The organism is Limnohabitans sp. 2KL-3 (assembly GCF_001269405.1).
Taxonomy (GTDB): Bacteria; Pseudomonadota; Gammaproteobacteria; order Burkholderiales; family Burkholderiaceae_C; genus Limnohabitans_A.
Genome location: NZ_CXON01000002.1, coordinates 299,484 through 315,005 on the forward strand (window position 1 = coordinate 299,484; position 15,522 = coordinate 315,005).

Genomic DNA, 15,522 nt, shown 5'->3' on the forward strand with positions numbered 1-15,522 from the left:
CTTAGTCGTCCCTGAAAAATTCACTTTCAGACCAGCGTCAAGTTCATTGATCCGGACTTGACCGAGGGACCCATAAAAAACTGCCGCAATCGGTGGCCCAACGCCCCCAAACTGGTGGACAAAAGCAGGCGCAAAAAAAGGCTGATGCCCTTTTTTACGATCATGCGCAGCAGCCACCGAATGTTGTAACCGGCTGCGCACAGCACCGCGTGCAAACTGTCGCCCAGTGACCCTTTCATGTGGCACCGGTTCATTCGGTGATCTGCTTTCAAGTGTCCAATGATGGGCTCGATGGCTTGTCGGCGCTTGAGATCTTTTTTGTCTTCATCCGTCAGACTTTTGAATTTGCCCCGGTGCTTGATGTCAATGTCTGGGTTGGCTTTGTCCACCCCCCGGTAGCCCAGGTCAACGATCGCCTTGTTCGGCTTGGTGTCCAGTGCTTGCATGAGGATGCTGACTTGTTCCACTTGCTCGCTGAGCGTGTGTCCGTCGTACGGATTGCCTGGGAAGGCTCTGGCACCCACGATCAAAGTGCCTTGGAGTGTGGTGGCAATGCCCACCTTCACACCAAATTCATACGGGTTGCGGCTCTTGCCTTTGGAGATGCACTCCACTTCCGGGGCGTGCCAGCTGTACAGCTTGGGTTGTTTGTCTTGCGCCTTTTTGCTGCGCGACTGGGCGATCAGCCTTTTGGCTTTGTCGATGCTCACTCCCAAAGCGTCTTGAACGGCTTGGCTCAAGGTCGTCATCTTGCGTGCGATCTCGCGGTGCAATCGGCCCACGATGGTGGCTTGGCGTTTGATGGCCTTGCGCATGCGTTTGAACTGACGGGCATGGGCGTAGCGCCCAGCCTTGTATCCCAGCAGTTGTCCCTCTTTGACGTAGGTTTGCTTGAGCTCGATCCCTTGGGCCTTGGCCGCTTCGACCAATTTGACGCGAGCGGTCTCCAACAACTTGCTGTCGGTGGGATGAGCGATGGCTTTCTCTTGAACAGTGGAGTCGACAATGATTTGACTGAGTTCTTTCTTGGCAATCAGTTTCAATGTCACGGCCACCTCTACCGTGCGGGCCAGGAGTTCCTCGACGCCTTCTTCGCCCAGCAGCTTGCGGAACTTGACCAGTTGGGTCGGGTCGCAAGGCCAGCGGTGTTCAAAGTATTCGTTGCCAGAAAAGTACTGCCAAGTGGGCGTCTCGCCCCAGCGCTGGATGACGTCTTCATCGCTTTCGTTGAAGGCGTGTTTGAGGTACAGCAGGGCGACCATGAGGCGGGTGGGCAAGCGGGGGCGACCGGCTTTGGAGACGCCAGCACCGGCAATCACTTCGGTTGCGCCAAACAAGTCCGAATCTTCGATCTTCTTGCCAGCGCGCACTTGGCGGGCAAAGAGGTGGGCCAGAGAAGCTTCGATTTCTTGCCAAGGCATGCGGTTGGCCAAAACGGCCAATGGATGACGCAGGTCGATCATTTGATCGAGGCGGTTGCGAAAGAAATCGGCGGTGATGGACATATGGGCCTCAAGAACTCCCAGAAAACAGGCTCAATTGAATATCAATGTGGGAGTTTTGAGAATTGGGAATGACCCTGAAAGCCAGCATTCATGCGGGTCCCAGGGGTTTCTCAGGGGCGACGACTTACCATGCAACGCCGTGATTTTTGCCTGAGTGCCATCGCCGCCAGTGTGGCCGCCCCTGCATGGGCACAAGCCAAACCCATCCGCATCATCGTGCCCTATGCACCGGGCGGTCCGATTGACGTTACGGCACGGGCCTTGGCAGAGCGGGTGAAAGACAGCCTGGGCACCGTGATCATCGAGAACCGTCCCGGCGCGGGTGGCAACCTGGGCGCTGATTTGGTGGCCAAAGCTGCGCCCGATGGCCTGACGATCGGCATCGCAGCCACGGCCACACACGCCATCAACCCCTGGCTGTTTGCCAAGATGCCCTACGACGCGAGCCGCGACTTTGCGCCCATCACGCAAATGCTGCGTGTGCCCAACGTGCTGGTGATGAACGCCGAGACCGCGCAGCGCCTGAAAATCAACACCTTGGCCGATTTGGTGGCTTATGCCAAAGCCAACCCCGCCAAGTTGAACTTTGGCTCAGGTGGCAACGGCAGCGCCGGTCACCTTGCGGGTGAAATGTTCAAGCGAGCAGCGGGCATTTTTGCGGTGCACATTCCCTACAACGGCGGCAACCCCGCACAGCTGGCTTTGTTGTCGGGCCAAGTCGACTTCAACTTCGACAACCTGGCCACGGCAGCGGCCAACATCAAGTCCGGACGACTCAAAGCCCTGGCCGTGACCACAGGACAGCGCAGCAGCGCCCTGCCCGACATTCCAAGCATGAGCGAAACGCTCAAGGATTTTGAAATCGACACCTGGTGGGGGCTGGTCGCACCTGCGGCCACACCCCGCGATGTGGTGGATCGGCTGAACAAGGCTTTTGTCGCAGCGCTGCAAACCCCTGAGACCAAAACCCGTTTCGGCCAACTGCTGGCAGAGCCCGTAGGCAACACACCAGAACAGTTTGGCGCCTTCATGAAGAAGGAGCTGACACGCTACGAAAGCGTGGTCAAGGCCAGCGGCGCACGGGTGGATTGAGAGCGCTCTGACCCAGAATGCAAAAAGCCCGGCATGCCGGGCTTTTTGCTGATCTGAGCGCGGCTCACTCACCCAGATAGGCTGCACGCACTTTGGGGTCTTCGAGCATGTCCTTGCCTACACCGGTCATGGTGATGAGGCCTGAGTCCATCACGTAACCCCGGTCGGCAATCGCCAGCGCACGGCTGGCGTTTTGCTCCACCAGCAGCACCGTGACGCCCTGGGCGTACACATCTCGCACCACTTCAAAGATCTTGTCGACCATGATGGGCGACAAACCCATGGACGGCTCATCGAGCAAGAGAACCTTGGGGCGGCTCATCAGGGCGCGGCCCATGGCGAGCATCTGCTGCTCACCACCGGACATGGTTCCCGCCAACTGGTCCTTGCGCTCGCGCAGACGCGGGAAGATGGTGAACATCTTTTCGATGTCATCGGCAATGCCTGCGGTGTCCGAACGGATGTAAGCGCCCATTTGCAGGTTTTCGGTGATGGTCATGCGGGTGAACACGCCACGGCCTTCCGGCACCATGGCCAGGCCTTGCTTGACCAAATCCCAAGGGCCTTGGCCCTGGATGCTTTTGCCCAAGTACTCGATGTCGCCTGCTTGCAAAGGCAAGGTGCCGGTGATCGCTTTCATGGTGGTGGTTTTGCCCGCACCGTTGGAGCCAATCAGCGAGACCAGCTCGCCTTCGCGCACTTCAAGGCTGACGCCCTTGACCGCCTGAATGCCGCCGTAGCCGACTTGCAGGTCTTTGACTTTCAAAAAAACATTGGCCATCTCAGTGCCCTCCCGTGCCCAGATAGGCCTCAATCACTTTTTCATTCTTCTGCACATCGGCAGGCGTGCCTTCGGCAATTTGCTTGCCGTAGTCGAGCACCGTGACGCGGTCACACAGGCCCATGACCAGCTTCACGTCGTGCTCGATCAGCAAGATGGTGCGGTTGTCTTTGCGGATCTGGTCGATCAACTCGCGCAGCTGCACTTTCTCGGTCGCGTTCATGCCAGCTGCAGGTTCATCCAGGGCAATGAGCTGGGGATCAGTCGCCAAAGCGCGGGCGATTTCCAGGCGACGCTGGTCGCCATAAGACAGCGTTCGGGCCTTGAAGTCAGCGTATTTGCCGATACCGACATAGTCGAGCAACTCTTGTGCACGCTGGGCAATCGCAGCTTCTTCCGCCTTGAAACTGGGGGTGCGGAAAATCGCACCCAGCAAGCCCGAATGGGTTCGCACATGGCGGCCGACCATCACGTTTTCGAGGGCTGTCATTTCGGCAAACAAACGAATGTTCTGGAACGTGCGGGCAATGCCCGCCTTGGCCACTTCGTGCACTGCGGTGGGTTGGTAAGGCTTGCCCGCCAACTCAAAAGTGCCGCTGTCTGGTGTGTACAGGCCCGTGATCACGTTGAAAAAGGTGGTCTTGCCTGCGCCGTTGGGGCCAATCAGGCCATACACCTGGCCGCGTTGAATGGTCATGCCCACATCGGTGAGGGCTTGCAGTCCGCCAAATCGCTTGGAAATGCCCGAGACGTTGAGGACGGTGTCTTTGTTGGCTGTTGGATTCATGTTCTGCTCCTTCATTTCGTCTTGAGCGATTTGCCATGCTCAGGCGAAGGCCACAGCCCGCGAGGACGCATCAACATGATCACGATCATGGCCAGCGCCACCAACAATTGACGCATGATGGAGGCATCCAAACGGCCACCCGTCATCTCTTGCAAAGGACCTGCCACGTAACGCAAGACTTCGGGCAAAGCCGACAACAAAATAGCGCCCAAAATCACACCAGGCAAATAACCCAGGCCGCCCAGCACCACCATGGCCACGATCATCACCGACTCCATCAGACTGAAGGACTCGGGCGAAATAAAGCCCTGGAAGCCCGCAAACATGGCACCCGAGACACCACCAAAGGTTGCGCCCATGCCAAAAGCCAGCAGCTTGAGGTTGCGGGTATTCAAGCCCATGGCTTTGGCGGCGATTTCGTCTTCACGGATCGCCATCCAGGCACGGCCAATGCGGGACACCTCCAAGCGGTGCGAGATCAAAATCGTGACCAGCACCAAGCTCAGGAACAAGTAGTAATAGAGCGAGACCGAAGCGATCTCGAAATCACCAATCATCAGCTTTTTACCCAGGTTCAGACCAAAAATCGAAATCGGGTCGATTTGGTCCAGGCCCTTGGGTCCGTTGGTGATGTTGACCGGGTGATCCAGGTTGTTCATGAACACACGGATGATTTCACCAAAGCCCAAGGTCACGATGGCCAGATAATCGCCTCGCAGCTTGAGCGTGGGTGCACCCAGCAACATGCCAAAGATACCCGCCAAGGCCGCGCCCACGGGCACGATCAGCCAAATGGGCATGTGCATGCCGTTCGGATAGGCAGCGGCGATCCATGCAAAAGTATTGGTCAAATGCGGCGATGAAAGCAGGCCGTACATGTAGGCCCCCACCGCAAAAAAGGCCACATAACCCAGGTCCAGCAGACCGGCATAGCCCACCACAATGTTCAAGCCAATGGCCAGCAAAATATAAAGCAAGGCCATGTCGGCAATGCGCACCCAGGCGTTGCCGAAGATTTGAAGGACCAGGGGCAAGGCGATGAGCGCTGCACCGATCAAGATGTATTGAAGTGTTTTGTTGTTTTTCATGCTCACCTCCATCAAGCGCGATCGGCCACACGTTCACCCATGAGGCCCGAGGGTCGCAGGGTCAACACGATGATCAAGACAATGAACGCAAAAATATCGGTGTAGTGGCTGCCCAGCACACCCCCCGTGAGGTAACCGATGTAGCCGGAACCAATGGCTTCGATCAGGCCCAACAATATGCCGCCAATCACCGCGCCGGACAAGTTGCCAATGCCGCCAAACACCGCTGCGGTGAAGGCTTTGAGGCCTGGCAAGAAACCCATGGCATGTTGTGCCGTACCGTAATTGGAGGCGTACATCACACCCGCAATCGCTGCCAAGATGGCGCCAATCACAAACGTGGCAGAAATCACCATGTCGGGCTTGACGCCCATCAAAGCGGCTACACGAGGGTTCTCAGAAGTGGCCCGCATGGCGCGACCCAAGCGGGTGTAATTGACCAACCACATCAACACAGCCAGGGACACGGCTGTGACGCCCAAAATCATGATCTGAGTCGGCGTGATCACCACACCCCCCATGTTGATGGGCGTGCTCGACAGCAAAGTAGGGTAAGCCTTGTAATTGGGCTTCCAGATGATCATGGCCAAGGTCTGCAGCAAGATGCTCATGCCAATGGCGGTGATCAAGGGGGCCAATTTAGGACTGTTGCGCAGGGGTCGGTAAGCGATTTTTTCAATCGTGAAATTCAGGACCACAGCGACCACGCAGGCGATCAAGGTCGCCAAAATCAAAATGACCCAACCTGGTGCGCCGGGCATGGCACCTTGCATCATGCCAATGGCTGACCAACTCGTCAGAGCGCCCACCATCAGCACCTCGCCGTGCGCAAAATTGATCAAGTTGATGATGCCGTACACCATGGTGTAGCCCAAGGCCACCAAGGCGTACATGCTGCCCATGACCAGGCCGTTGATGACCTGCTGGAAGAAGACGTCCATAAATTTCTCCGTGTTTTAACCCGCGCTTAACGGGTTGTAGCTTCGGTTGTTGTTCTTGCATCAAGAATCACCTTTTGGGTGATCCATGACAACTAGCAAAAACCCCGCCAGATCATTGCAACCTTTGGCGGGGTGGCGGGATTGTAGTGAAAGAAAGTATCCCGTCAGTCTTCAAACCGGTCAGGACTTACCCTGTGGCTGCGTTTTTCTTTCGCAGTTCTTCCAGTTTGTCTGCGATTTTGATTTCCAAGCCTCGCCGTACAGGTCTGTAAAAGCCTGGATCAGGCATGCCCTCGGGCAAATACCGCTCGCCTGCTGCAAAACCATCTTCCTCGTCATGGGCATAACGGTAGCCTTTGCCGTAATCCAGGTTTTTCATCAACTGGGTCGGCGCATTGCGCAGGTGCATGGGCACCGGGCGAGTGCCGTCTTTTTTAACCCATGCCTTGGCCTCTTTGAAGGCTTTGTAAGCAGCGTTCGACTTGGGTGCAACAGCCAAATAAATCACGCATTGGGCCAAGGTCAGCTCGCCTTCCGGACTGCCCAAACGCTCATAAACATCGGCAGCATCCAGTGCCATGCGCAGCGCACGCGGGTCGGCCAGGCCAATGTCTTCACTGGCCATGCGAATCAGGCGGCGGGCCATGTAACGGGGGTCGGTACCGCCATCGAGCATGCGCACGAACCAATACAGCGCAGCATCCGGGTCTGAGCCTCGCACCGATTTGTGCAAGGCACTGATGGTGTCGTAAAACTGTTCACCGCCTTTGTCATAACGGCGCATGCGCTCACCGAGCACCCGCATCAACCAAGCGTCGGTCACCGGATCGATGGCCTCTTGTTTGGCTGCCATGGCCAAGGTTTCCAAGGTGTTGAGCAAGCGACGCGCATCGCCATCGGCATAGGCCAACAATCGGGCCAGCGCAGCGGGCTCGATCACAGGGATTGCATGAATGGCCTGTGCTCTGACCACAATGTGGCTCAGGTCGTCTTCGGTCAGCGGTTGCAACACATACACCGCTGCCCGAGACAGCAAGGCCGAGTTGACTTCAAAAGACGGGTTTTCGGTGGTCGCGCCAATGAACGTGAACAAGCCACTCTCAACATGCGGCAAAAAAGCGTCTTGCTGGCTTTTGTTGAAACGGTGCACCTCGTCCACAAACATGATGGTGCGTTGCGGGTGCAAGCCCGTTCGGGCGGCTTCGGCCTTCTCTACAGCTTCACGAATGTCTTTGATGCCCCCCAAGACCGCGCTGATGCTCAAAAATTGAGCATCAAACGCATCCGCCATCAAGCGGGCGATGGTGGTTTTGCCCACCCCAGGCGGCCCCCACAAAATGCAGCTGTGCGGCTGACCCGACTCAAAGGCCAAACGCAAGGCCATGCCCTCGCCCAGCAAATGCTGCTGCCCGATGACTTCACCCAGATGGCGTGGACGCAAACGCTCGGCCAACGGGGCATGGGTTCCCGAGTGAAACGCGGTCATGGTCACCACACCCAGATCAAGGCCGTATGACGGCAGCCCCAGCTGGAGCCTTGAAGACAAAGGTGCCGGGAGGCAGCGAGGGATTGGACTCGAAGGCCGCAAAGCTCAACACCGAGCGCTGCCCCAAACTGTCTTGCACATCCAGCATCGCCAGCTCAGGCCCGTTGACGGCCGCACGCAAGCCCACCATCACCGAGCGGATTTGCCCATCAGGCGATTGAGGCGTAGCCCGAACCCACTGCAAGCCATCCCGATCGGGTTCGGGCGAGAACTGAAAGTCTTTTTTCAGAGCCTGCAAATCCGACGCTGAAGTCAGCAAGGCCGCCGGAGTCGAGCCCAAAACTTGCGCCTGCGGGCGAGCTGTCACCTGGTTCAAGTCCACGTCATGCAACCACAATGTCTGGCCATCGGCCACCAAAGTTTGAACAAAAGGTTTGCGGTAATCAAATCGGAACTGGCCAGGCCGCTGAAATTCGAAGCTGCCACTGGAGGTTTTGGTTCGCGGCGCTTGACCGGCCCGACTGGGTGAGGTCACCACTTGAGTGAACTGAGCACGCCCGCTTCGGGTTTGTTTCATGAACTGGGCCAGCAAGTCCACACCATCGGCATGGGCCGTCACATTGCAGGTCAAGACCATCGCGGTCAAGGAAACCTTGGCCCCTAATGCCAACACAGCGCGACGCTGCCAAAAATTGTTTTTCATCGGTCTCATTCTGCCCGTGCGGGCACCAGAATTTCACGCTGTCCGCTGCCGCTCATGGCGCTGACCAATCCTGCTTTTTCCATGTCTTCTACCAAACGGGCCGCACGGTTGTAGCCTATTTTGAGATGACGCTGAACCAGCGAAATGCTGGCCTTTCGGTTTTTCAAGACCACTTCCACGGCTTGGTCGTACATCGGGTCTTTTTCGGCGTTATCACCCTCGCCCAGCATGCCCCCATCATCGTCTGTGGTGCCGCCTTCAAGCACACCTTCAATGTAGTCGGGCTCACCTTGGCTCTTCAAGTAACTGACCACGCGGTGCACCTCTTCGTCACTCACAAAAGCGCCGTGCACCCGAATCGGAAAGCCAGTCCCCGAAGGCATGTAGAGCATGTCGCCCATGCCCAGCAAGGCTTCCGCCCCCATTTGGTCCAGGATGGTTCGGCTATCGATCTTGCTGGACACCTGAAAGGCAATGCGCGTCGGAATGTTGGCTTTGATCAAACCAGTGATCACATCCACGCTGGGCCGTTGAGTGGCCAAAATCAAGTGAATGCCTGCCGCACGGGCCTTCTGAGCGAGCCGGGCAATCAACTCTTCAATCTTCTTGCCCACCACCATCATCAAATCGGCCAGCTCGTCAATGACCACGACGATGTGCGGCAAGCGCTTGAGCGGCTCGGGATCGTCCGGCGTCAGGCTGAAAGGGTTGTAAATGAACTCCTCGCGGGCGGTGGCTTCGTCGATCTTTTGGTTGTAACCCGCCAAGTTGCGCACACCCATCTTGCTCATCAACTTGTAACGCTTTTCCATTTCGGCCACGCACCAGTTGAGGCCGTGCGCGGCTTGGCGCATGTCGGTGACCACGGGAGCCAGCAAGTGAGGGATGCCTTCGTAGACCGACATCTCCAGCATCTTGGGGTCGATCATCAAAAGGCGCACATCGCGAGCTTCGGCCTTGTAAAGCAAGGACAAAATCATGGCGTTGATACCGACCGACTTGCCCGAACCGGTGGTGCCCGCCACCAGCACATGCGGCATCTTGGCCAGATCGGCCACCACCGGGTTGCCAATGATGTCCTTGCCCAGGCCCATGGTCAGCATGGACTTGGCTTCGTTGTAGACCTGTGAGCCCAAAATCTCACTCAACTTGATCGACTGGCGCTTGGCGTTGGGCAACTCCAGCGCCATGAAGTTCTTGCCCGGAATGGTCTCGATCACCCGGATCGACACCAAACTGAGAGAACGCGCCAAATCTTTGGCCAAATTCACCACCTGCGAGCCTTTAACGCCAGTGGCGGGCTCGATTTCATAGCGCGTGATCACCGGGCCAGGCGCTGCGGCCACGACACGAACCTCCACACCAAAGTCCTTGAGTTTCTTCTCAATCAGGCGGCTGGTCATCTCCAAAGTTTCATGGGACACCGTTTCTTGCCGAATCGACAAACTGTCGAGCAAAGCAACTTGCGGCAACTTGCTGTCCGGCAAGTCATTAAAGAGCGGTTTCTGACGCTCTTTCACCACCCGCTCACTGCGCGGGACCTCCACCACTGCAGGCTCGATGACCCGAGGTGCTCGCGAAGCAGCGGGAGCTGGTTCAGACAAAGAAGGCAAATCTGCCGGGGCACTCGAAACAAGCCCTGCAGGCACGTCTGCATCCCATCGCGGCTCAATGGCCAAAGGAGACAGCGCCTGTTCCCTTTCTCGCAAAGCCTGCTGCCCTAAAGCCAGATCCTCTTGCAATTCGCGCTTGACATGACGCGACTGAACCAATCCATCCAGCCAACGCCCAATGCCCTCAGCCAACTGTCCCCATGAAAAACGAAAAACCAAGGCAGCACCGAGCAAGGCCAGGACAATGCACACCAAAGCTGAGCCGGTAAAACCCAGCCAAGTGACGCTCAAATGCCCCACCAAGTAACCCAAAACTCCCCCACTGTGCCCAGGCAAATGGGCTTCAAACCGGTGCAGTCGCGACCATTCAATGGCCGTGCTGGACAACATGAGAATCAACAAACCTGCCCAGAAAACCAGCGCACTGCTGCGCCAATTCTTCAACTGCGAAGCCTTGGCTTGGGCCTGCACGGCAGCCCCACCCCGAATCCACCGAGCCAATGCCATCAACCAGATTTTCAAACCTGCGGCAACACACCACCACACCGAAAAACCCAACAAAAAGTAGGCCACGTCAGCCACCCATGCCCCGGCCCCGGCCAACCAGTTTTTAGCCACAACTGTTTGTCCCGATGTGGACCATGCAGGATCATGAGGGTGGTAACTCCACAGCGACAAACCCAACATCAACAAAAACAGTGCCCCAAAAATCAAAGAGATTTCCTGAGCAAAACGAATCCACCAGCTTCTTGAATCTGGAAGCTGGTTGGCCGATGCCGCATCGGCTTTTAAATGATTCAGTGAATAAGTCATATCAGATGCCTTAAGCTTACCCGATCACAAAAAGGCAGAGCACCCGCCTTACAACAGGTCAAACCTTGTCTCACGATGGTTTTGGAGGTTTCTTACAATGCCGTTCAAGACGCCGTCAGGCCCCTTTGTCATTCAACCGCTGCGCTCACCAGATTGCCGAACATGTCCACACCCACCCAACACGCCCAAGTTCTAATTCTCGGCTCCGGCCCTGCTGGTTACACCGCGGCCTTGTATGCCGCCCGAGCCAACCTCAAGCCCCTGCTGATCACCGGCATGGCCCAAGGCGGCCAACTGATGACCACCACCGAGGTCGACAACTGGCCTGCAGACGTCAACGGCGTGCAGGGCCCCGAGTTGATGCAACGCTTTCAGGAGCATGCCGAGCGTTTCAACACCCAGATCGTGTTTGACCACATTCACACCGTCAAGCTTGAACAGCGCCCCTTCACCTTGATCGGCGACAGCGGCACCTACACCTGCGACAGCCTGATCATTGCGACGGGCGCTTCTGCCAAATACCTGGGCCTGCCTTCCGAAACCGCCTTCATGGGCCGTGGCGTGAGCGGCTGCGCCACTTGCGACGGTTTCTTTTACCGCGAGCAACTGTGCTGCGTCGTCGGTGGCGGCAACACCGCCGTCGAAGAAGCCCTCTACTTGTCCAACATTGCCAGCAAGGTGTATTTGATCCACCGCCGCGACAAATTCAAGGCCGAGCCCATCTTGGTGGATAAACTGATGGAAAAAGTCGCTGCAGGCAAGATCGTGCTCCAAACCTTCCAGACGCTGGACGAAGTGCTGGGTGATGCCTCCGGCGTGACCGGTGTGCGCCTGAAAAGCACCGTAGATGGAAGCCTGCAAGACATTGAACTCAAAGGCTGCTTCATCGCCATTGGCCACTCGCCCAACACCGACATCTTCCAGGGCCAACTGGAACTGGAAAACGGCTACATCGTGACCCAAGGCGGATTGAAAGGTTTTGCCACCCAAACATCGGTTCCTGGCGTGTTCGCCGCAGGCGATGTTCAAGACCACGTTTACCGCCAAGCCATCACCAGTGCAGGCACAGGGTGCATGGCCGCGCTGGATGCCCAGCGCTTCTTGGAACAGAACCACAGCTAATTTCTGGTTATAATTCAAGGCTTTGCTGGATCTGCCCCGACTTTTCGACGGGGATCACAGAAACAGCGATCTGGGATACCGCCACCCATCTTGGCGAGGTGAGGCTGGAGCGCCAAGCCCCATGCAAGTCTGCATGAGGCACATCGGCACCGGCTGTTTTAAAAGTATCGGAGTGTCCTCATGGCACGCGTTTGCGACGTAACGGGCAAAGGCCCAATGACGGGAAACAACGTTTCCCACGCCAACAACAAAACCAAGCGCCGGTTCCTGCCGAACTTGCAATACCGTCGTTTCTGGGTTGAAACAGAAAACCGTTGGGTGCGTCTGCGCGTTTCCAGCGCTGCTCTGCGCCTGATCGACAAAAACGGCATCGATGCCGTGCTCGCAGACCTGCGCGCACGCGGTCAAGCCTAAACCCAGAACATTAGGAGTCATACACCATGGCAACCAAAGGCGGACGCGAAAAAATCAAGCTGCAATCCACAGCTGGCACTGGTCACTTCTACACGACCAGCAAAAACAAGAAAACAATGCCCGAGAAAATGTCGATCATGAAGTTCGACCCCAAAGCTCGCAAGCACGTTGAGTACAAGGAAATCAAGCTGAAGTGATTCGGCCTGAGCTTTGCAACAAAAAACCCGCCTTTGGCGGGTTTTTTGTTGCCTGATTCAATCCCCATCAAGTTGCAGCCAAAGCCTTCCCTGTCGCAACTCAAACCATCGAACGGTCAATAGACCCAGTTCATCGTCCGTTAGCGGCATACGGATCTGGCCGGTTGATGTTGACATCTACGCTTTCGTGCAGGAGCGGTGCCTTCGCCGCGATGTAGCACCCCGCCGCGAAAACGACACCCACCCTCACTGAGGTGCAGAAAAAAAGGGCCCGAAGGCCCTGTGCGAGTCGCGTCTGAAAATGATCAGGCCGCTTGACGCACCGCACGCAACTTGACGGAAAAGTCGCGCAATGCAGAAATACCACTTTCTTCGGCGCGTCGGCACCAAGCTTGGAGGTCCGCCGCCAACTGCTCACGCGAGTGAGAAGTGTTGAGCCAAATTTGACTCAATTCTTCACGCATTTGCACCATTTTGTCGAGAACTGGACTGGCAGCACGGGCCAACTTGAGCTGTGCTTGGGCCGCTGCGGGCACCTTGGCGGCGTCACGGTGCAACCATCGCTTGGCGGTTTGCAAAGCGTCTGCATCCAGTTTGAGCTTGCCTGCCTCTTCTTGCATGACGGCGCGGACATTGCGTGCATAACCTGCCATGACTTCGTAGCGGTTGGCAATCAAGGCTTCCAAAGTCTTCTCATCAGCCACAGGGCGAATGTCGCCATAAGCCAAACGCGGAGGTGTTTTCTTGACGGTGGCCATGCCCATGGTTTCAAGAATTCGGATGTACAACCAACCAATGTCAAACTCGTAGGGCTTGACCGACAACTTGGCCGATGTCGGGTAAGTGTGGTGATTGTTGTGCAATTCTTCACCACCAATCAGGATGCCCCAAGGAGAAATATTGGTGCTGGCGTCATGCGCCTCGAAGTTGCGGTAACCCCAGTAATGAGCAGCGCCATTGATGATGCCAGCGGCTGTGATGGGGATCCAGGCCATTTGCACCGCCCAAACGGTCAAACCCAAGAAACCAAACAGGGCCACGTCGATGATCAACATCAAGGCAACACCCTGCCACGAGAAACGGGTGTACAAGTTGCGCTCGATCCAATCATCGGGTGTGCCATGACCAAAACGCTTGATGGTTTCCAAGTTTTTGGATTCTTTGCGATACAGCTCGGCACCGGTCAAGAGCACAGTTTTGATGCCGTGCACATGTGGGCTGTGAGGGTCTTCTGCCTGCTCGCACTTGGCGTGGTGCTTGCGGTGAATCGCAGCCCACTCCTTGGTGACCTGGCCCGTGGTGAGCCACAACCAGAAACGGAAAAAGTGCGAAGGAATCGCATGCAGGTCCAAGGCACGGTGGGCCTGGTGACGGTGCAGAAAAATGGTGACGCTGGCAATCGTGATGTGGGTCAGCCCCAAGGTGATCAACACCATCTGCCACCACGAAAAATCAAACAAGCCATGACCCATCCAATGAATCACAGAATCCAAAAAGGCCCAATCAGGCAACAACATGAGTTTGTCTTTCTACTGACGCCTGATTTCAGGCAATTTGGTCATTTTAAGTTTATTGAACTCAAAAGAACAGAAGTTTCGACCGAAGCCGATCGAAGGTGTGACAGGATCAAAAATTCACTTTCTGACCCAAGCTGCAGCAAAAAACCCATCCGTGGCATGGCGATGGGGCCACAGCCTCAGGAATGTGCCGGGTGGCGAGGCATCGGGGTGGGCATCGCCCGATGGGGCCGGTGAGCACAGGCTGGCTGCGTGGGGCACTTTGAGCCTGTCGAGCTCTTGCGCCACGTTCAAGGGGACAAAGTCCGGGTTGGCGGCGCTGAAGGCTTGCGCGATCAGTTCGTTTTCTTCGGGCAACACGCTGCAGGTGGCATACACCAAACGGCCGCCCGACTTGACCATGCGCGAAGCGCTTTGCAGGATGGCTTGCTGCTTTTCGGTCAATTCTTGAACAGCTTGGGGCTTTTGTCGCCATTTCAAGTCGGGGTTGCGGCGCAAAGTGCCCAAGCCTGAGCAAGGTGCGTCGACCAACACGCGGTCAATCTTGCCCGACAGGCGCTTGACGCGCTCATCGCGCTCGTGCGCAATGGCCGCCGGGTGCACATTCGACAAGCCACTGCGGGCCATGCGGGGTTTGAGGGCATCGAGGCGGTGGCCGGACACGTCAAAAGCATACAAACGACCGGTGCTGCGCATGGCCGCGCCCAGCGCCAGCGTTTTGCCGCCCGCGCCCGCGCAAAAGTCCACCACCATCTCGCCCCGGTGGGCGTCCACCAGCAAGGCCAGCAGCTGCGAGCCTTCATCCTGCACTTCAATCGCGCCCCGGGTGAAGGCGTCGGTCTTTTGCAAAGCGGGTTTGCCTTGCAGGCGCAGGCCCCAAGGCGAGTAAGGCGTGGGCTCAGAGGCAATACCCGCTTGCGCCAGCTCTTTCTGGATGTCGCTGCGTTTGGCTTGCAGCATGTTCACGCGCAGGTCCAGCGTGCCGGGTTGCTGCAAATGCTCAGCCAAGTCCCAAAAATCTTCACCCAATTGGGCTTGCAGGGCTTGTGCCATCCATTCGGGCAGGTTGTGGCGGTGTGGGGCCATCAGGGCGTCGGCCGGAATCGCGTCGCAGGTGGCCAGCCATTTTTTCTCTGTGTCGTTCAGGGCTGAGGCCAGAAAATCGCGTGGGCCAAAAAAGCCCAAAATGGCCAGCTTGCGCTCTTTGGGGCCAGAGCCCGAACGGGCCAGCTGCTCAAACAGCAGCTTTTTGCGCAACACCGCAAAAGCGGTTTCGGCCAAGGTCGCGCGTTCGCGGGGGCCCAAGGAGCGGTGTTCGCGAAAATAGCGCGACACGACAGCGTCGGCAGGATGTTCAAATTGGAGGACCAGCCTGACCAGATCGGCACAGGCGTCTAAAAGGGCTTTTGGATGCATAGGGGTGTATTGTCCCATTCCTGCCCGGCCCGCAACGCTCTCAACAG

At 57.0% G+C, this 15,522-nt stretch carries 14 protein-coding genes; 4 read left to right on the forward strand and 10 right to left on the reverse strand.

Annotated elements, in window-relative coordinates; genetic code table 11:
* Positions 1–26: 26 nt before the first annotated feature.
* Positions 27–1,505 carry an IS5 family transposase gene (locus AMM41_RS03790; RefSeq protein ID WP_228769080.1) on the reverse strand — a complete coding sequence of 493 codons (1,479 nt, stop codon included), beginning with the start codon at positions 1,503–1,505 and terminating at the stop codon, positions 27–29.
* Positions 1,506–1,634: 129 nt separating this feature from the next.
* Between AMM41_RS03790 and AMM41_RS03795 the strand changes: the two genes are divergently transcribed.
* Positions 1,635–2,597, forward strand: coding sequence for a Bug family tripartite tricarboxylate transporter substrate binding protein (locus tag AMM41_RS03795; protein WP_089953152.1), 963 nt, complete (start codon positions 1,635–1,637; stop codon positions 2,595–2,597).
* A gap of 64 nt (positions 2,598–2,661) precedes the next feature.
* Here AMM41_RS03795 and AMM41_RS03800 read toward each other — a convergent pair whose 3' ends face one another.
* The 7 genes from AMM41_RS03800 to AMM41_RS03830 all read right to left on the reverse strand — a co-directional run bounded on the left by AMM41_RS03800 (position 2,662) and on the right by AMM41_RS03830 (position 10,809).
* Positions 2,662–3,378 (reverse strand): ABC transporter ATP-binding protein, encoded by a 717-nt coding sequence (locus AMM41_RS03800; RefSeq protein WP_089953155.1) that lies wholly within the window; start codon positions 3,376–3,378, stop codon positions 2,662–2,664.
* 1 nt (position 3,379) lies between these two features.
* The gene (locus AMM41_RS03805) at positions 3,380–4,165 is read right to left on the reverse strand and encodes an ABC transporter ATP-binding protein (RefSeq protein ID WP_228769081.1); all 786 of its coding nucleotides are present in this window, start codon (positions 4,163–4,165) and stop codon (positions 3,380–3,382) included.
* An 11-nt stretch (positions 4,166–4,176) separates the two neighbouring features.
* Positions 4,177–5,253, reverse strand: coding sequence for a branched-chain amino acid ABC transporter permease (locus tag AMM41_RS03810; protein WP_089953159.1), 1,077 nt, complete (start codon positions 5,251–5,253; stop codon positions 4,177–4,179).
* Between the two features lie 11 nt (positions 5,254–5,264).
* Entirely contained in the window at positions 5,265–6,194 is a 930-nt protein-coding gene (locus AMM41_RS03815) for a branched-chain amino acid ABC transporter permease (RefSeq protein ID WP_089953161.1), read from the reverse strand.
* 187 nt (positions 6,195–6,381) lie between these two features.
* A complete protein-coding gene (locus AMM41_RS03820) occupies positions 6,382–7,680 on the reverse strand; it encodes a replication-associated recombination protein A (RefSeq protein WP_089953163.1) in 1,299 nt (432 codons plus the stop codon).
* Positions 7,681–7,696: 16 nt separating this feature from the next.
* On the reverse strand, positions 7,697–8,317 hold the full coding sequence (locus AMM41_RS03825) for an outer membrane lipoprotein periplasmic chaperone LolA (protein ID WP_228769095.1): 621 nt from the start codon (positions 8,315–8,317) through the stop codon (positions 7,697–7,699).
* Between the two features lie 71 nt (positions 8,318–8,388).
* Positions 8,389–10,809 (reverse strand): DNA translocase FtsK, encoded by a 2,421-nt coding sequence (locus AMM41_RS03830; RefSeq protein WP_089953167.1) that lies wholly within the window; start codon positions 10,807–10,809, stop codon positions 8,389–8,391.
* Positions 10,810–10,971: 162 nt separating this feature from the next.
* Here AMM41_RS03830 and trxB point away from each other — a divergent pair, with 162 nt between their 5' ends.
* The 3 genes from trxB (at position 10,972) to rpmG (ending at position 12,542) form a co-directional block, all read left to right on the forward strand.
* Positions 10,972–11,931 carry a thioredoxin-disulfide reductase gene (trxB, locus tag AMM41_RS03835; protein ID WP_089953169.1) on the forward strand — a complete coding sequence of 320 codons (960 nt, stop codon included), beginning with the start codon at positions 10,972–10,974 and terminating at the stop codon, positions 11,929–11,931.
* A gap of 180 nt (positions 11,932–12,111) precedes the next feature.
* Positions 12,112–12,345: a 50S ribosomal protein L28 gene (gene rpmB / locus AMM41_RS03840; protein ID WP_026039317.1), complete on the forward strand. Its 234-nt coding sequence runs from the start codon at positions 12,112–12,114 to the stop codon at positions 12,343–12,345.
* A 26-nt stretch (positions 12,346–12,371) separates the two neighbouring features.
* Positions 12,372–12,542: a 50S ribosomal protein L33 gene (gene rpmG, locus AMM41_RS03845; RefSeq protein WP_089953172.1), complete on the forward strand. Its 171-nt coding sequence runs from the start codon at positions 12,372–12,374 to the stop codon at positions 12,540–12,542.
* Positions 12,543–12,847: 305 nt separating this feature from the next.
* Here rpmG and AMM41_RS03850 read toward each other — a convergent pair whose 3' ends face one another.
* On the reverse strand, positions 12,848–14,059 hold the full coding sequence (locus AMM41_RS03850; protein WP_089953174.1) for a DesA family fatty acid desaturase: 1,212 nt from the start codon (positions 14,057–14,059) through the stop codon (positions 12,848–12,850).
* Between the two features lie 117 nt (positions 14,060–14,176).
* On the reverse strand, positions 14,177–15,475 hold the full coding sequence (locus tag AMM41_RS03855; protein WP_089953176.1) for an RsmB/NOP family class I SAM-dependent RNA methyltransferase: 1,299 nt from the start codon (positions 15,473–15,475) through the stop codon (positions 14,177–14,179).
* Positions 15,476–15,522 lie beyond the last annotated feature (47 nt).